This is a genomic window from Burkholderia sp. AU15512 (assembly GCF_002223325.1).
Lineage (GTDB): Bacteria > Pseudomonadota > Gammaproteobacteria > Burkholderiales > Burkholderiaceae > Burkholderia.
Genome location: NZ_NKEX01000006.1, coordinates 2,161,880 through 2,178,902 on the forward strand (window position 1 = coordinate 2,161,880; position 17,023 = coordinate 2,178,902).

General features: G+C 69.4%; 16 protein-coding genes. 10 read left to right on the forward strand and 6 right to left on the reverse strand.

Annotated elements, in window-relative coordinates:
- Nucleotides 1-440 precede the first annotated feature (440 nt).
- The gene (locus CFB43_RS28985) at nucleotides 441-1,031 is read left to right on the forward strand and encodes a histone acetyltransferase (protein WP_089497568.1); all 591 of its coding nucleotides are present in this window, start codon (nucleotides 441-443) and stop codon (nucleotides 1,029-1,031) included.
- Between the two features lie 58 nt (nucleotides 1,032-1,089).
- Complete coding sequence (locus tag CFB43_RS28990; protein WP_089497569.1) at nucleotides 1,090-1,662, forward strand: NADPH-dependent FMN reductase; 573 nt, start codon at nucleotides 1,090-1,092, stop codon at nucleotides 1,660-1,662.
- Nucleotides 1,663-1,694: 32 nt separating this feature from the next.
- On the opposite strand, the gene CFB43_RS28995 is transcribed toward CFB43_RS28990, so the two are convergent.
- The 4 genes from CFB43_RS28995 to CFB43_RS29010 are packed head-to-tail and all read right to left on the reverse strand — an operon-like array spanning nucleotide 1,695 to nucleotide 6,806.
- A complete protein-coding gene (locus CFB43_RS28995) occupies nucleotides 1,695-2,321 on the reverse strand; it encodes a DUF2894 domain-containing protein (protein WP_089497570.1) in 627 nt (208 codons plus the stop codon).
- Nucleotides 2,318-2,962: an OmpA family protein gene (locus CFB43_RS29000; protein WP_089497571.1), complete on the reverse strand. Its 645-nt coding sequence runs from the start codon at nucleotides 2,960-2,962 to the stop codon at nucleotides 2,318-2,320. The genes CFB43_RS28995 and CFB43_RS29000 overlap by 4 nt, the downstream gene beginning before the upstream one ends.
- Before the next feature lie 3 nt (nucleotides 2,963-2,965).
- Nucleotides 2,966-6,013, reverse strand: coding sequence for a DUF802 domain-containing protein (locus CFB43_RS29005; RefSeq protein ID WP_089497572.1), 3,048 nt, complete (start codon nucleotides 6,011-6,013; stop codon nucleotides 2,966-2,968).
- Nucleotides 6,014-6,023: 10 nt separating this feature from the next.
- The gene (locus CFB43_RS29010) at nucleotides 6,024-6,806 is read right to left on the reverse strand and encodes a DUF3348 domain-containing protein (RefSeq protein WP_089497573.1); all 783 of its coding nucleotides are present in this window, start codon (nucleotides 6,804-6,806) and stop codon (nucleotides 6,024-6,026) included.
- 414 nt (nucleotides 6,807-7,220) lie between these two features.
- Here CFB43_RS29010 and CFB43_RS29015 point away from each other — a divergent pair, with 414 nt between their 5' ends.
- Nucleotides 7,221-8,432 carry a hypothetical protein gene (locus CFB43_RS29015; RefSeq protein ID WP_089497574.1) on the forward strand — a complete coding sequence of 404 codons (1,212 nt, stop codon included), beginning with the start codon at nucleotides 7,221-7,223 and terminating at the stop codon, nucleotides 8,430-8,432.
- 103 nt (nucleotides 8,433-8,535) lie between these two features.
- Here CFB43_RS29015 and CFB43_RS29020 read toward each other — a convergent pair whose 3' ends face one another.
- Nucleotides 8,536-9,174: a LysE family translocator gene (locus CFB43_RS29020; protein ID WP_069252865.1), complete on the reverse strand. Its 639-nt coding sequence runs from the start codon at nucleotides 9,172-9,174 to the stop codon at nucleotides 8,536-8,538.
- 151 nt (nucleotides 9,175-9,325) lie between these two features.
- On the opposite strand from CFB43_RS29020, the gene CFB43_RS29025 reads away from it, so the two are divergent.
- From CFB43_RS29025 to CFB43_RS29050, 6 genes are all read left to right on the forward strand, one after another.
- Complete coding sequence (locus CFB43_RS29025; RefSeq protein WP_089497575.1) at nucleotides 9,326-9,790, forward strand: GNAT family N-acetyltransferase; 465 nt, start codon at nucleotides 9,326-9,328, stop codon at nucleotides 9,788-9,790.
- Nucleotides 9,791-9,864: 74 nt separating this feature from the next.
- Nucleotides 9,865-10,734, forward strand: a complete 870-nt coding sequence (locus CFB43_RS29030) for a hypothetical protein (RefSeq protein ID WP_144023125.1) — start codon at nucleotides 9,865-9,867, stop codon at nucleotides 10,732-10,734.
- A gap of 62 nt (nucleotides 10,735-10,796) precedes the next feature.
- A complete protein-coding gene (locus CFB43_RS29035; protein WP_089497577.1) occupies nucleotides 10,797-11,366 on the forward strand; it encodes a hypothetical protein in 570 nt (189 codons plus the stop codon).
- A gap of 208 nt (nucleotides 11,367-11,574) precedes the next feature.
- Nucleotides 11,575-12,954 (forward strand): FAD-containing oxidoreductase, encoded by a 1,380-nt coding sequence (locus tag CFB43_RS29040; protein WP_089497578.1) that lies wholly within the window; start codon nucleotides 11,575-11,577, stop codon nucleotides 12,952-12,954.
- An 86-nt stretch (nucleotides 12,955-13,040) separates the two neighbouring features.
- On the forward strand, nucleotides 13,041-13,943 hold the full coding sequence (locus CFB43_RS29045; RefSeq protein WP_089497579.1) for a LysR family transcriptional regulator: 903 nt from the start codon (nucleotides 13,041-13,043) through the stop codon (nucleotides 13,941-13,943).
- Between the two features lie 123 nt (nucleotides 13,944-14,066).
- The gene (locus CFB43_RS29050; protein WP_089497580.1) at nucleotides 14,067-15,056 is read left to right on the forward strand and encodes a zinc-dependent alcohol dehydrogenase family protein; all 990 of its coding nucleotides are present in this window, start codon (nucleotides 14,067-14,069) and stop codon (nucleotides 15,054-15,056) included.
- Nucleotides 15,057-15,111: 55 nt separating this feature from the next.
- On the opposite strand, the gene CFB43_RS29055 is transcribed toward CFB43_RS29050, so the two are convergent.
- Nucleotides 15,112-16,005, reverse strand: a complete 894-nt coding sequence (locus tag CFB43_RS29055) for an SDR family oxidoreductase (protein WP_089497581.1) — start codon at nucleotides 16,003-16,005, stop codon at nucleotides 15,112-15,114.
- Between the two features lie 95 nt (nucleotides 16,006-16,100).
- On the opposite strand from CFB43_RS29055, the gene CFB43_RS29060 reads away from it, so the two are divergent.
- Nucleotides 16,101-16,958, forward strand: a complete 858-nt coding sequence (locus CFB43_RS29060; RefSeq protein WP_089443154.1) for a helix-turn-helix transcriptional regulator — start codon at nucleotides 16,101-16,103, stop codon at nucleotides 16,956-16,958.
- Nucleotides 16,959-17,023: the final 65 nt, after the last annotated feature.

Consider the following 17,023-nt stretch of genomic DNA (forward strand, 5'->3'; position numbering starts at 1 on the left):
ATGCGGCCAATTGTCGCGAAACGACGCGATTCTCCGCCTTTCGTCACTTTTCAGCTTCTGTCCGATTGCCCACCCGAATCACGTCGCGTATGGTGCTGCCCGTCCGCGTGCGATACGGCGCCCGACCTGCGCGCTTGTCGCCCGGACCTTCGACCGTCGTCCCGCACGACGGCCGCGCGGGCCGTGCCCGCCGCTCACCGTCTCCGCGATGCCGCCCTCCGGCGCCGCGCATTCTTGAGGAGAGAGACGTGATCCACAAAGTCCTGATCCTGTTCGCACTCTGCATCGCGGGCCTCGCCGCGATCGCCGCCGGTTTCCAGCACATCCCCAGCTGATTCGCGGCCCCGGCTCGCTTCGCCGAGCCCGGGGGCCGCAGCCATTTCTTCCCCCCTTTGCGATGAACCACTTTCTCGGACCGCCCGGGACGGGCCACCTTTGCCATGCGTATCGACGTACAGCATTCCCAGCACGACATCGACGATGAACTCGACACGCTCTACGCGCGTCTCCACCAGCCCGGCCATCGCCTGCACGGCCTGCCGGCCGTCGCGCTCGGCCACTCCGGCCTGATCGTCCGCCACCGCGAGGCGGACGGCGAGTACTTCCTGTATGTCGAGGATCCGGCCGCGCGCCAGCTTGCCGGCTATACGGTGTTCAACCGCCTGCCCGAAATCCCGCGCCGCGCCGACCGCTACCTGCGCGCGCCGCATACGCGGCTGCGCGGGTCCGCGCAACGCAGGGGGCTCGCGACGACGTTGTATCGCTGGGGGCTCGACGCGGGCCTGTGCCTGATCAGCGGCGCGCGCCAATCGATCGGCGCCGCGCAGTTGTGGACGGCGCTCGCGCAGGAATACCGGCACGGCTTCGTCGATATCGACGGGCGTGCGCTGCGTTATCTCGGTGAAACCGTCGCCGACGACGTGCACGGCGCGCTGCATACGCGGCGGCTGATGCTCGGTCATGGATGGGAGATCGGGGAATTCGCGCGCGTGGCGGGGATGGCCGGTGCCGCCCGAACACCGGTGCGATAATCCGTGCGACCGGCGCGACGCTCGCCGCTACGCGACGCGCCAACCGACACGCATCTCGATGACAACCGATTCCCGAACCGACTCCGACCGCCACATCGACATCGTCGCGCTGTGCGGCAGCCTGCGCGCGCAGTCGTACAACGCCGCGCTGCTCGACGCGGCCACGCGCGTCGCGCCGCACGGCATGCGCATCGTGCGCTTCGATCGTCTCGGCGAATTCCCGCTGTTCAATCCCGATACCGAATATCCGTCGCCCGCCGCGGTGCGCGACCTGATCGACCGTGTGAATGCCGCCGACGGCCTGTTGATCGCCAGCCCGGAATACGCGCACGGCGTCACGGGCGTGATGAAGAACGCGCTGGACTGGATCGTGGGATGCGAGGCCGTCGTGTACAAGCCGGTCGCGGTGCTGAATGCGTCGCCACGCGCGACGCATGCGGACGCGGCGCTGCGGGAGACGCTGTCGGTGATGTCGGCGAACATCGTCGAGCGCGCGTCGATCACGCTGCCGATCCTCGGGAGCCAGCTCGACGCGGCGGGGATCGCCGCGCATCCGCCGTTCGCGTCGGCGCTCGCCGATGCGTTGCACGCACTGCGCGCGGCCATCCAGGCGGCAGAACCGGGCCGGTAGCAACCCGCGTTCGTTCGTGAGCGCGCGCGGCGTTACCGCGCCTTCGCGCGCGTCACCTTCTTCGCCGGCTTGGTCGCCTTCGCGCGCGGCGCTTCCTTCTCGGGCTGCGCGCCGCCGCCGGCGAGATCCTCGAGCCACGCGAGCGCGTCGACATACGACAGGAACTGCTGCAGATAGGCCGGCGACAACTCGCGCATCGTCGCGAGCGACCGGTGCACGAGACTGTTCGAATTGAGCGGCCCCGCGTTGCGCGGTACCTGGTCGAGCGACTGGCGGTACTGCTGTTCCGTGCGGACCTTCGACCACATCGTGCGGAAGTAGTCGACCAGCTCGGGATCGAGCCCGCGCCGGTCGGCCTGCGCATCGCGCGCGAGCCGCTCGACGAGTTCCGCCAGCGCGCCGCGCACGGGCGTACCTGCCGCGCCGCTCGCGGTTGCTGTTGCGGTTGCGGTTTCATCGGCGCGCGCAACGATCTCCGCGAAGCCTTCGAGCAACGTCGCCAGCCGCGCATCGAGCAACGCGCGCGCGTCGCCTTCGAGCGCGGCCGCGCGCCGTTCGAGCGCGTCGATCCGGTGAAAGCGCACCGGATCGAGCCGGTCGGCGCCCTGCTCGCGCCATGCGTCGAGCGTCGCGCGAACGTGCGTCGCGTCGCCGGTCACTTCGCCTTCCCTCCGTTCGATGCCGACTTGCGCGGCACCGGCGCGATCTCCACGCGGCGGTTCTTCGCGCGGCCCTCATCGTCCGCATTCGAGCTGACCGGCTGCTCGGAGCCGAACGCGGCCGCGAACACCGACGACGCCGGCACGCCGGCGTCGATCAGCGCACGCGTGACCGTCAACGCGCGCTTGGCCGACAGTTCCCAGTTGTCCGCGAACAGGCGGTTGCCCGCATGCACCTGCTGGTCGTCGGCGAAGCCGCTGATCATCAGGATCTCGTCGCGCGTCTTCAGGTAGGCGCCGAGCGGCGCGGCCAGCGTCTTCAGCAGGTCACGGCCCGCGGGCTGCAACTGGTCGGAATTCAATGCGAACAGCACGTTGCCGCTGATGCCGATGCGGCCGTTCACGAGCGTCACGCGACCGGCCGCGAGCGGCCCGGCAAGCGCCTGCTCGAGCGACTTGCGCTGCTGCGCTTCCTGCTGGCGCGCACGCACGGCCTCCTCGAGCTTCGACGTGAGCTGAAGCTGCATGCCGATCACGCCGACGAGGATCAGCACGAACGCGCCGAGCAGCACCGACATCAGGTCGGCGAACGCGGGCCACACCGGCGCGGCGGACGCGCCGCCGTCGATTTCGTCATGCATGCGTTACGCTCCGACGCTCGCCCGCCGACCGGCGAGCTGCTGCAGGTCTTCGACGATCTGCTTCTGCGACATCATGCTCAGGTCGATCACCTCGCGCGCCTGCGCGACGTAGTACTCGAGCTGCTCGTCGCTGCGCGCGAGCGACTTCTCGAGCGCGGCCTCGATGCGTTGCAGATGGGTCAGCAGCTTGTCGTTCGACTCGCCGAATACCTGCACGGCCATCCCGAATGCGTCGCCGAGGCTCGCGACCTCGACGGCGCCCGCCGTGACTTGCGCGGCCACCGAGTCGAGCTTGCGCGTCTCGGCATCGACGGTGTCGTTGAAGCGCGCGCCGACGCGGTCGAGCAGGTCGGCCGACGTGCTGACGAGCGCGTCGATCGCGGTGCGCTGTTCGGTCGACGCGTGGTTGACCGCGCCGAGCAGCGTTTCGAGTGTCGCGAGCAGGCGGCTGCGTTCCTCGAGCATCGCGGTGTCGTGCACCAGGCTGTCGGACAAGCGCTGACGCAGCTCGGCGACGACGTCGGCCGCGGCCTTCGGCGCCTCCGAGGCAGCCTGCACAAGACGCGCGATCTCGTTGATCGTGTCGCTCGCGTGCACTTGCGCCTGCGCGGTGATGTCGTTCGCGGTGCGGGCCAGCGTGTCGCAGATGTCCTGCTGGCGCGTCGCGGCCTGTGCGCTCGTCTGCGCCCATTCGTCGCGCAGCGCGGCGGCCATCGCGGCGAGCGAGTCGTTCCATGCCGCCAGGCGCTGTTCGTCGCGCGCGGCCAGTTGCGTCTGCAGGCCGGCGTGCGAATCGCGGATCGTCGACAGCAACTCATTCGAGCGTTGTTCGAACGTCGAAGCCTGTGCCGTGAGATCGCGCGTCGTTTGTGCGAGTGCGTCGCAGATTTCCTGCTGACGGCCCGCGCTGTGCACGCCTGCGCGCTGCCATTCGTCACCGAGCTTCGCGACCATCGCAGCCAGCGAGTCGTTCCACGCAGCGAGGCGTTCTTCGTCGCGCGCGGCCAGTTGCGTCTGCAGGCCCGTGTGTGAATCGCGGATCGTCGACAGCAACGCGTTCGAGCGTTGTTCGAACGTCGAAGCCTGTGCGGTCAGGTCGCGCGTCGTTTGCGCCAGTGCGTCGCAGATTTCCTGCTGACGGCCCGCGCTGTGTACACCTGCCCGCTGCCATTCGTCGCCGAGCTTCGTCGCCATCGCGGCCAGCGAGTCGTTCCATGCAGCGAGGCGTTCTTCGTCGCGCGCCGCGAGCTGCGTCTGCAGGCCCGTATGCGAATCGCGGATCGTCGACAGCAACGCGTTCGAGCGTTGTTCGAACGTCGAAGCCTGCGCCGCGAGATCGCGCGTCGTTTGCGCCAGTGCGTCGCAGATTTCCTGCTGACGGCCCGCACTGTGCACGCCTGCGCGCTGCCATTCGTCGCCGAGCTTCGTTGCCATCGCGGCCAGCGAATCGTTCCATGCGGACAGGCGTTCTTCATCGCGCGCGGCCAGTTGCGTCTGCAGGCCCGTGTGCGAATCGCGGATCGTCGACAGCAACTCGCTCGAACGTTGCTCGAACGTCGAAGCCTGTGCGGCGAGATCGCGCGTCGTTTGCGCCAGTGCGTCGCAGATTTCCTGCTGGCGGCCTGCGCTGTGCGCGCCGGCACGCTGCCATTCGTCGCCGAGCTTCGCGGCCATCGCGGCCAGCGAGTCGTTCCACGCGGCGAGACGTTCCTCGTCGCGTGCAGCCAGTTGCGTCTGCAGCCCCGCGTGCGACTCGCGCATCGCGGCAAGCGTCGCGCCCGAATGGCGTTCGAACGTCGCGGCGGCCTCGCCCAGCGCGCGCGCATGCTGGCCGGCCAGCGTCTCGCCGACCTGCTCCTGGCGCGACAGCGCATCGCGCCATGCTTCCGACAGGCGGCTTTCCGTCGATTCGAGGCGCGTCGCCACGCCGTCGAGCAGCGCCGTCGAACGCTGCGAGAACGTGTCGGTGAACTGGCCGAGCGTCGTCTGCAGCTGCTGCGCGACGGCATCGCCCGCGCGGCGCTGTTCGTCGAGCGCGCGGTTCCAGACGGCCGTCACGTTGCCGGTGGTCTTCTCGAAGCCGTCCGTCAGCCCGTCGAGCTGACGCTGCACGGCGCCCGTCACGGTGTCGCGCAGCGCGGCCATCTCCTGCGCGAGCCCGGTCATCGTCGCGGCGACGACCGGCTGCAGCGCGGCACCGGCCACGCGCGCGCTTTCGGCGGCGCTTTCCTTCAGCGCGTCGCCGACATTCGACGCGAGGCCCGCATACGCGCGCTCGGTGCGGTCGAAAAACGCCTGCTGGCTTTCGATCTGGCGATCGTGCAGCGCGACGCTGCGCGCCTCGAGCGTCGTCATCATCGTCTGCAGCCGGTCGACCAGCGCCGGCATCACGTCGGCCTGGCGCTGCAGCAGCCGGAACGATTCGTCGCGCTGGTGCGCGGACGAATGCACGCGCAGCGTCGTCGCGATCTTCGCGTCGAGCTGCTGGGCCGCGTCGATCCGCTCGCGGCGCACCAGTGCGGACAGCAGCCCGAGCATCGCGGAGGTCGCGACGCCGGCGATCGACGTGCCGAATGCGAACCCGAGGCCCTTCACCGGCGCGATCAGCGACGCGCGGATCGCGTCGAGATCGGTCGCGCTTTCGAGCGCGGCGCCCGTGCCCTTCAGCGTGACGACCATCCCGAGCAGCGTGCCAAGCATGCCGAGCAGCACGAGCAGGCCGACGAGGTAAGGCGTGAGCGACGGGCCCGGCAGCGCGACGCGCGCGCCTTCGACCCGCGCGCGCACGGCGCCGCGCAGGCCCGGGTGCAGCGTGTCGAGCCACGTGTCGAGTTTCGCGGGCGGCTCGGTCAGGCCGGCGACCGCGCGCGACAGCGTGGCGGTGGCCTGCCGGTAGCGCAGCAGTTCCCATGCGCCGGCGACGTAGCACGCGGCGATCAGCAGCGTGACGGCCGACGCCAGCGGGTTCGACGCGACATAGCCGACGCCGATCCAGCCCACAGCGAGCAGACCGGCGACGAAGACAACGAGATCAAGGCGAATTCTGGACATAGCGTGTTGATTAGCTGGTGCGAAGGGCCGCGAGCAGCCCGTCTACCGTTTGAAACCGGACTTCGAGTTCGGCAAGCAGGATGCTTTGCATCTCGTCGCGAAACGTATCGAGCCATGCGCCGGGCACGATCGCCGCGACAGCCGTGGCGTCGGCCACCACCGCGCCGTCATCGGCTGGATTTGCCGTGGCTGCTGCGGCCGCGGCCGCGGATTCGGCATCGGCCAGCGCCTGCCGCTCCGCGTCGCGCAGCCGCCCGAAACGGGTGCCGAGCAGCGCGGGGATGGCCGACAGCAGGCTGCGCTCGCGCGCGCCGAGCACGCGCTCCATGATCGCGTCGAGCGTCGCGAGCCGCGCCATGCCGGACGAGCGCGCGGCGACCGCGACCCGCAGGCGGCCGCGCAACTGGCCGATCGCCGTTTCCATGTCCTGCTGCAGGGATAGATAACGCTGGCGGAAGTCCGCGAAATCGGCCGTGTCGGCGGCCGGCGGCGGCGGATCGCCGGGCCGGCGCCGCGCACGCGGCCGGTTGGTGGCCGTGATCGCCTGCGCGAGCTCGAGGCGCACGCGCGCGCAGTCGCGCTCCGCGTCGTAGCCGCGCACGCCGGCCGCGACGCCGGGCGGGCTCGCGTTCAGTGCGGACGACAGCGTGATCGCGTCGGTCCAGCCGAGCCACTGGCTCAGCCGGTCGGACAGCGTCTGCCGGGATTCCGCGACGTCGGCATCGGCCACGCGCGCGAGCAGCCGGACGAGCGCCGGGCCGCTCAGCGCCGGGCGCGGAGGTGCTTGCACCATGCTGCAAACCGTCAAAAAAGGCAGCAGTTTACACGTCGCCGGGCGGTCGGCCGCCAGAATCGGGGAAGCGGCGCCGATGGGCGCGGCGGGCGACACACGCGAACGCCCGCCGCGCAAGGCTCGGCGGGCGACTGGGGCTTCGGCGGCGACGGTTCCGACACGCCCTTGCCCTTGCCCTTGCCCTCGCCCTTGCCCTCGCCCTCGCCCTCGCCCGTCGCCCGTCGCCCGCCGCCCGCCGCCCGCCGCCCGCCGCCCGCCGCCCGCCGCCCGCAAATATCGTCCGACGATACCTGCCGCGTTGCACTACCATCAAAGCACCCGCCGAGCCACGCGATCCGGCCGCGGGCGGCGCCGCCGAGACCGGGCGCCACCGCCCCACGACGACAACAGACGGGCCCGGCCCGACCGCACACGATGCTTGCCAATCTCGTCTCGCGCCTGCGCGACCGTTTCGGCAAACCGCCGACCCCGCAGGCTTTCGCGGAACGCCTGATCGCCACGCTGCGCGCATCGGGCGACACACGCACCTGGCGCCACGAGGACGAGAAGGGCTGCCTCGTCCAGTCGGATGTGCCGTCGAACATCATCAACCTGCACAACCTGTTCCGCGACTACGCGGCCGCGAAGCCGTCCGAGCGGGACACCGTGCTGAAGCGCCAGGCGAACGCGATGATGCAGCACGAGATCCCGACGGATTTCGCCGCCGCGCGCGCGAAGCTGCGCCCCGTGATCCGCAGCGCGACCGAGCGCTGCGTGACGGCGCTGCAAACGGCCGGGCAGTTCGGCATCACGGAGCTGGCGTTCCGGCCGCTGTGCGAGAACATCGAGATCGGCATTGCGTACGACGGCGAGCTCGACATCGCGCGCCTGCCGACCGCGACGCTCGACCGATGGGGCGTCTCGTTCGACGAAGCCTGCGACATCGCGATCGACAACCTGCGGGCCGCATCGTCGACGCCATGGGCCGCGCTGCCGAACGGGGTATTCCTGTCGCAATTCGACGACGCGTACGACGCGGCGCGGCTGCTGCTGACCGACCTGCTCCACCGGCAGCCGATCGCCGGCGCGCCGGTCGTGATGGCGCCGACCCGCGCGGTGCTGCTGCTCACCGGCGACCGCAACCCGGCCGGGCTCGCCGCCATGGTCGACCTCGCCGAACAGGCGCAGGCGCAGCCGCGCCCGCTGCCGCCGCTGATGCTGCGCTGGGACGGCGCCGCCTGGCGGCGCTTCGTGCCGGCAGGGCTCGAAGCGAAGCTGCATGCGCTGCGCATCGGCGAGCTCGCGGGCGACTACCAGGATCAGCGGATGCTGCTCAACGACGTGCATGAGCGCGACGGCACCGACCTCTTCGTGGCGACCTACTCGGTGTACAAACGCCAGGACGGCAGCCTGTTCAGCGTCAGCGTATGGAGCGACGGCGTGCCTTCCCTGCTGCCCGAGACGGATATCGTCGCGCTCCATCGCGGCTCGACGGGGCAGTCCGCGTACGTGCCGATGGCCGAGCTGCTGCGCACGTGCGGCGACCTGATGACGGCCACCGGGCATCGCCCGGTGCGGTATGAAGTGAAGGCATTTCCGGACGACACGCGGTTCGCGGCGCTGCTGGCGCGGTTCAGCGAAGCGTGATGCCGATGCCGATGCGCGTTCGCGCGGCGCGCGCCGGCGGCCCGCCACGGGAATGGCCGGCCGCCGTGCGATGCGGATCGGGAATGGAAGCGGTCAGATGCAGTCAGATGCCCGCTTTCGGCGCATTCAGGATCAGTCGCAGCCCGAGCAGCGTGATCGCGCCGGCGGCGATGCGGTCGACCCACTTCTTCGCGCGCAGGTAGAGCTCGCGCGGCCGGCGTGTGGAAAAGCACAGCGCGACGATCGTGTACCAGCCGAATTCGACGCCAAACACGAGCGGCGGCAGCGCCAGATAGCACCACAGCGGCGGATGCTGCGGGAGCAGCGCCGCGAAGATGCTGCCGTACCAGATCGCCGTCTTCGGGTTGCTGAGCTGGGTCGTGAGGCCCGTCCAGAACGACTTGCGCGCGCTGCCGCCGGCCATCGCCTGCGGATCGTCCATCGCGATCGGCCGGTCGGCGCCGCGCCAGATCTTCGACGCCATGTAGATCAGGTACGCGCCGCCCGCCACCTTCAGGCCCACGTACAGCCATTCGACGGCCTGCAGCAGCGTATAGAGCCCGGCCAGTGCGACGCCGCCGAACACGATGCCGCCGATGCCCATGCCGAGCGCGGTCGCGAGCCCGTCGCGGCGCGACAGCCCGATCGAATTGCGGGCAACCAGCACGAAGCTCGGGCCCGGAATCATCGCGCCGAGAAACAGCGCGGCCAGGATGGCGAGTACGGCAGCCGATGCAGTCATCGAAGTCTCCTTGGTGAGCGACGCCGGATCGCCAGCGCCTGCGTGTCGTTTCCGAAGGTCGAGCCGCCGATTCTGGCACGCTTCGCGCATGGCCGAAAGCGGCTTTGCGCTGCTATGCTGGCCCTCTTTCCCGTGATTCGCGCCGCCCCCCATGATCGAAATTCGCGCCGCCCGCTATCCCGCTGACGCCCGTGCCGTCGAGGCGATCTTCCGCGAGTACATCGCGAGCCCGACCGTCAGCCTCGAATTCCAGGACTACGAGCCCGAGATCGCCGCACTGCCCGGCAAGTACGCGGCGCCGCGCGGGCAGTTGCTGCTCGCGTGGCAAGGCGAGCGCGCGGTGGGCTGTGCGGCGTTTCGGGAGATCGACGCGACGACGTGCGAGATGAAGCGCGTCTATGTGCGTCCCGACGCGCGCGGGCTGAACGTCGGCCGCAGGCTCGTCGAGCGGCTGCTGCACGACGCGAAGGCGGCCGGCTATGCGCGCATGTGCCTCGACGTGCTGCCCGAATTCGTCGCTGCCAGAAAACTGTATGCGTCGCTCGGCTTCACGCCCGCGCCGCCCGTCGCGTTCAACCCGGTGCCGGGCACCGAGTTTCTCGGGCGGGATTTGTAGCGCCGGTACAGTGCGCAACTGACCACGCTCTTCCCGGCGCCCGACGGCCCGCTTTCAACCAACCGGAGAACCCCGTGACCGAGCCGCGGATGACGCGCGAACAGTTCGAGCGCGACGATTTCAACGATCGCTGCCTGTTCACCGGCGTACCAATCGAAGGCAAAAAGAAAGGCGAGCATGTGATCCCACGCTGGCTAATTGCGGACTACGGCCTGCAGAACCAACGAATCGAGATGGGTGACGCGGTACATCAGGCCACCATGAAGGATTTCCGGTCGCCGGCCGATCCTGTCGCCAACGGAAAATTCGGCGATCTGGAAAACAAGATCAAATGCGGCCTCGCTAGCATTGACGAATTGCATCTGTGGCAAAAAAAAATTTCCACCGGCATGGCGCTGAATCACTGGCGCATGGCCCGCAACGTCCGCCACCCCGGTGCGCCGCTTCCGTTCGACGCACGTTATCTCGCGTTCGCCCTCCAAGACTTCCGGAAGGAGTTCGGCGAGTATTTGGAGGGGCGCTACGTGCGCACGGGATCGACGCTGTGCCTGCCGACCCGCATTCCGTCCGGTTGGCTCGTCCATGCATTCGGTACTACCGTGAGAGAGCACGATGCGAGCCACGACGCGCTCCTGCCCTTTGGATTGGTGGCGCTCAGCCACTGCGGAAAGCTGATCGTCTCGGTTCTATTCGACGCCAGAAGAAGATTCGAAGCCCTCCGTCTGAAACAAGAATGGTCTGCGCTGCGACTCGACGTCAGCGAATCCCCGCTGCCCATCCAGGCCGCTTTGGCTGTCGGCTTAACAGAGTGCATTACCGCAGCGAGTGAAACTGCGTTCGGCGAGCCTCCGGCATTTGATCCACTATTCGAGCATATCGCCTATCAGCTCGGCATCGAAGTCGATCCTGCAACTGCGCAGTATCGCGCGCGTGCAGCCCGCTGACACCGCGTAACACACGCGCGTGCCGAGCCATCCAGCGCCCTCTTGATATCCTGCGCCCAATCATGCCAATCCGCTTCGTGCTCCTCCCGCTGCTCGCCGCGCTTTCGTTCAATGTCCGCGCCGGCGACCTGCCGAAATCGGTCGCCGCGCAGCTACCCCCCGGCTTCCAGCCGCTGGTCGCGCATGCCGGACCCGATCTCGACAACGGGCGGCACAGCTTCCTCGTCGTCGTGCATCGGGCGGTCGATACGCGCGAGCAGCCGTCGCCGCGTCCGCTGCTGATCTTCGAGGAACAGCCGGATCACGCGTTCCGGCTCGTCGCGCGCAACGACCAGGTCGTGCTGCGCGCGAACGAAGGCGGTCAGTGCGACCCGTTCGATCCCGAAGATGCCGCCGACAACGGCTTCGCGATCAAGGGCCACTATTTCACCGTGCAGAACTTCGTCGCGTGCGGGCAGCACTGGAGTGACTACGTGACGTTCCGCTACGACCCACGCACGCACGGGTGGCTGTTCTCGAACCAGATCGTCACGGAATCGTTCCCGCTCGACGACCAGCCCGACCACGTCACCGTCACGCGCGCCGACGCGCATCGGCCGGTGTCGTTCGGTCAATGGAAACGCAAGGACTGACGCGGCCGGTGCCACGCGCCGCGACCGGTTGCCTCGCACGCCGGCAGGCGCGGGCACGGCCGGATACCGTCACGTCCCGCCGCTCCCGCGCTCGCGAGCGCACGCCAACAGGACTACCATGAACGCTTGCCGTCGCGCGACCGTGCGCCGGCCTCGCACGCGGCTCGCCCGCACGCGTTCCCTCGCTGCACCCGCACTGGAGAACGACATGACGCAACACTTCGACGCGATCGTCATCGGCACCGGTCAAGCCGGGCCGCCACTCGCCGCGCGGCTGTCCGCCGCCGGGATGAAAGTCGCAATCATCGAGCGCGGCCGCTTCGGCGGCACCTGCGTGAACACCGGCTGCATCCCGACCAAGACGCTGATCGCGAGCGCGTACGCCGCGCACCTCGCGCGGCGCGCCGGCGAATACGGCGTGTCGGTCGGCGGCCCCGTCACCGTCGACATGCAAGCCGTGAAGGCGCGCAAGGACCAGATCTCCGGCCGCTCGAACCACGGCGTCGAGCAATGGGTGCGCGGCCTCGCGAACACCACCGTGTTTCAGGGTCACGCCCGCTTCGAGCAAGCCAACACGGTGCGCGTGGGCGACGACCTGCTCGACGCGGAACGCCTCTTCATCAACGTCGGCGGGCGCGCGCAGGTGCCGGCCATGCCGGGCCTCGACACGGTGCCGTACCTGACCAACTCGACGATGATGGACGTCGACTTCCTGCCCGAGCATCTCGTGATCGTCGGCGGCAGCTACATCGGGCTCGAGTTCGGCCAGATGTATCGCCGCTTCGGGTCGAAGGTCACGATCGTCGAGCAGGGTTCGCGCCTGATCCGGCGCGAGGACGAAGACGTGTCGCAGGCCGTGCGCGAGATTCTCGAAAACGAAGGGATCGACGTGCAGCTCGACGCGACCTGCCTGAGCGCGCGGCGCAACGGCAACGGCATCGCGGTCGGCCTCGACTGCGCGGGCGGCGGCCGCGAGGTCGCGGGCTCGCACCTGCTGCTCGCGGTCGGACGCGTGCCGAACACCGACGATCTCGGGCTCGACCGCGCGGGCGTCTCGACCGACGCGCGCGGCTACATCGAGGTCGACGAACAGCTGCGCACGAACGTGCCCGGCATCTGGGCGCTCGGCGACTGCAACGGGCGCGGCGCGTTCACGCACACCGCGTACAACGACTACGAGATCGTCGCGGCCAACCTGCTCGACAACGATCCGCGCAAGGTGTCCGATCGCATCGCGGCGTACGCGCTGTACGTCGATCCGCCGCTCGGCCGCGTCGGCATGACGCTCGCGCAAGCGAAACAGACCGGCCGCCGGCTGCTCGTCGGCACGCGCCCGATGACGCGCGTCGGCCGCGCGGTGGAAAAAGGCGAGAGCCTGGGTTTCATGAAGGTGATCGTGGACGCGGACAGCCACGCGATCCTCGGTGCATCGATCCTCGGCGTGACGGGCGACGAAGTCGTGCACGGGATGCTCGACGTAATGGCCGCCGGCGCGCCGTACACGACGATCAGCCGTGCGATGCATATCCACCCGACCGTGTCGGAGCTCGTGCCGACGCTGCTGCAGGATCTGCATCCGGTCGAATGACGGGTGGCGGCCGGCTGCGCCTCGGCGTCGCACGGGGGGCGAGCGGTATGCGAAGATGGCCGCTCGCCACGACATCCGGGAGCGCCATGGACCGCCTGCAAGCGATGCAGATCTACGTACAGATCGTCGAACGCGGCAACTTCACGCAGGCCGCCGACGCGCTGCAACTGCATCGGCCGGCCGTGACGAAAGCCGTGCAGCAGCTCGAGCAGGAACTCGGCGTCCGGCTGCTGAACCGCAGCACGCGCCGCGTCAGCGTGACCGCCGAAGGCGAGGCATTCCATGCGCGCTGCGTGCAGTTGCTCGGCAGCATCGACGACGCGTTCGCGTCGTTCCCGAAGCAGCGCGCGATCCCGAAAGGCCGGTTGCGCATCGACATCGCGCTCGCGCTGGCGAAGACGGTCGTGATTCCGGCGTTGCCCGATTTCCAGCAACGCTATCCGCAGATCGAGCTCGTGCTCGGCGCGAGCGACCAGCCGGCCGACCTGATCGGAGAAGGCATCGACTGCGTCGTGCGGGTCGGCAAGCTGAAGGATTCGAGCATGGTCGCGCGCACGGTCGGCGCGGTGCCGATGGTCACGTGCGCGTCGCCCGGCTACATCGCCCGCCACGGCTTGCCGCGCACGCTCGACGACCTTCGCGCGCATCGCGCCGTCAACTTCTTTACCGGCAGCAATCGCAAGGTGCTCGAATGGACGTTCCGCCCGCACGGCGAAACCGTCGCGGTGAAGCTCGCGAGCAGCCTGCTGACCGACAACTCGGAAGCGCTGCTGTCCTGCGGGCTGGCCGGCCTCGGCATCGTGCATGCATTGCGGCCCGCGCTGCAGCCAAGCATCGACTCGGGCCAGCTGATCGAGCTGCTGCCCGGCGTGCCGGCCGAGCCGAAGCCGGTGTCGGTGCTGTACCCGAACCGCGCGCATCTGCCCGACAAGGTGCGCGCGTTCATCGACTGGCTGACCGAGCTGTTTGCGCGGCGTTATCCGGCGTAGAACAGGTGTGCGCCGATTGTTATTCGTCGAATAACAATCAATGATCCCGCCGCGCGTTTCTCCGGCGCGGATACCCGCCTACAGTGCTCCTTCATCGACACCCGTTCATTGAAGGAGCCCTCCATGTCCCGCATCGTTCGTTTCCACCGCGTCGGCGGCCCCGACGTCCTGCAGATCGACACCGTCGACGTACCGGCACCCGGCCCCGACGACATCCAGCTGCGCGTGAAGGCGATCGGCCTCAATCGCGCGGAAGTCATGTACCGCAGCGGCGAATACACGTTCATGCCGCGCTTTCCCGCGGCGCTCGGCTACGAGGCGTCGGGGATCGTCGCGGCGGTCGGCCGCAACGTGACGGCGTTCGCCGAAGGCGATGCGGTGAGCGTCGTGCCGGCGTTCTCGTTCGCCGACTACGGGATGTACGGCGAGGTCGTCAACGTGCCCGCGCATGCGGTGGTCAGGCATCCGGCGGGCCTGTCGTTCGAGGAAGCGGCCGCGACGTGGATGATGTTCGTCACGGCGTGGGGCGCGCTGATCGAACTCGGCGGCCTGCAGCGCGGCGACGCGGTGCTGATCGGCGCCGCGTCGAGCAGCGTCGGGCAGGCGGCGATCCAGATCGCGAACCATGTCGGCGCGGTGCCGATCGCGCTGACGCGCGGCGAATCGAAGCGCCAGGCGCTGCTCGACGCGGGCGCGAAGCACGTGATCGTCGGCAGCCCTGCGGACCTGCCGCAGCAGGTGGCGGAGATCACCGGCGGCACCGGCGCGCGCCTCGTGTTCGATCCGGTCGGCGGCCCGGACGCGGCGAACCTGCTGCGCGCGCTGGCCACGAACGGCACGTTCTTCCAGTACGGCGCGCTCGACACGCGCGACATCCCGGTGCCGGTGATGGACCTGCTCGCCCGCCACCTGACACTGCGCGGCTACGAGCTGTTCGAGATCACCGGCGACGCGCAGCGGCTCGAGCGCGCGAAGCGCTTCATCGTCGACGGGCTCGCGGCCGGCGCGCTGAAGCCGCTGATCGATCGCACGTTCGCGTTCGACGACATCGTGGAAGCGCATCGCTACATGGAGGCCGGTGCGCAGGTCGGGAAGATCGTCGTCACGGTCTGAACGATGCGAGGCGGGCGGGCCGCTTGTCTGAAAAGGCGGCAGGCCCGCCCCCCGTTCAGCTTTCGAAATACCGCGGCCGGTCGATATCGGCCAGCAACCCCGGCTGCGTCGGCGCCCAGTCGAGCGATGCGCGCGTGCGCTCGCTCGTGGCCGGCGCATCCATCCCCGCGAACATCGCGAACCAGCCGAAGTGTTCGCCGGCTTCCGCCGCCGTTTTCGCGACGACCGGCACGTTCAGCCGCCGGCCGATCACTTCCGCGATGTCCCTGAACCGCACGCCGGTATCGTCGACCGCGTGATAGCGCGCGCCGGGTGCGCCGCGTTCGATCGCGAGCCGATAGACGCGCGCCGCGTCGAGCCGGTGCACGGCGGGCCAGCGGTTGTCGCCTTCGCCGATGTAGGCCGACGCGCCCTTCTCCCGCGCGAACGCGATCAGGCGCGGCACGAAAGCGTGATCGCCGTCGCCGTGCACGGACGGCGGCAGGCGCACGACCGATGCATGCACGCCGCGCGCCTCCAGCGCGACCGCGGCCGCTTCGGACGCCCGCGGATAGGTCGACGACACCGGCACGTGCGGATCGTCCTCCGTCGCCGCGCGCCCGGGCGCGACGAGCGCGAGGCCCGACGTGACGACCAGCGGCCGCGCCGAGCCCGCGAGCGCCGCGCCGATCGTCTCGATCGCGCGGCGATCGACCTCGCAGTTCTGCGCGAAGCGCGAGAAGTCGTGATTGAATCCCGTATGGATCACCGCGTCGGCGGCTTCGGCACCGCGCGTGAGGCTGTCGAGATCCTCCAGCGACCCGCGATGGACATCTGCGCCGGCCGCCGCGACCGACGACGCGGTCGCATCGGACCGCGCGAGGCCGAGCACCGAGTGCCCGGCAGCAATGAGTTCGGCCACGACGGCCGCGCCGACGAAGCCCGACGCTCCAGTAACAAAGACACGCATGTTCAATACCTCCGGATGGCAGGGAGGCTTACTATCTGTCGATCGCCGTGCACGGTGAAGCCGTGACGGTTTACCGGTAAACGAACTAACAGGCTATGGCTGACGCCCCCGACAACCTGCTCGGCGCCTACCTTCGGGCCCGCCGCGAGAAACTCGACCCGGCCGCGCTCGGCCTGCCGGCCACGCGCCGCCGCACGCCGGGCCTGCGGCGCGAGGAAGTCGCCCAGCGTGCGCACGTGAGCACCGCGTGGTACACGTGGCTCGAGCAGGGGCGCGGCGGCGCGCCGTCGGCCGACGTGCTCGACCGGCTCGCCCGCGCGCTGCTGCTGAACGACGCCGAGCGCGAGCACCTGTTCCTGATCGGCGTCGGCCACTTGCCGGAAGTGCGCTATCACGCGGCCGACCATGTGTCGCCGCGCGTACAGCACGTGCTCGATTCGCTCGATGCGAGCCCCGCGATCGTGCGCTCGGCGACGTGGGACGTCGTCGCGTGGAACGACGCGGCAGCCGCGACGCTGACCGACTACACGACGCTGTCGCCGCAACGGCGCAACATCCTGCGGCTCATCTTCGTCGATCCGCACGTGCGCGGCGTGCAGGCGAACTGGGAACGCGTCGCGCGGTTCGCGGTGGGCGCGTTTCGCGCCGACGTCGCGCGCGGCGGTGCGACGCAGGCCGTTCAGGCTTTCGTCGACGAGATGCGCGCGGCGAGCGCGGAGTTCGACGCGCTGTGGCGCGACCACGATGTCCGCTCGCACGAGGAAGGCACCAAGGAGATTCACCATCCTGCGGTCGGGCGCATCGCGCTCGAATATTCGGCGTTCGCGGTAAACGGCCGGCCCGACCAGACGCTCGTGATCTTTACGCCGGAAACGGCGGCCGATCGCGCGCTCGTCCGGTCGCTGGTGGCCGCGCGCGCACAAGCGCTGGCCGAGCAGATGCCCGTGGCATGACGGCGCGCGTTTCATCTGATGAACGCGCCGTCGAACCGTCTCGCCGGCCACCGCCATCCGCCCCC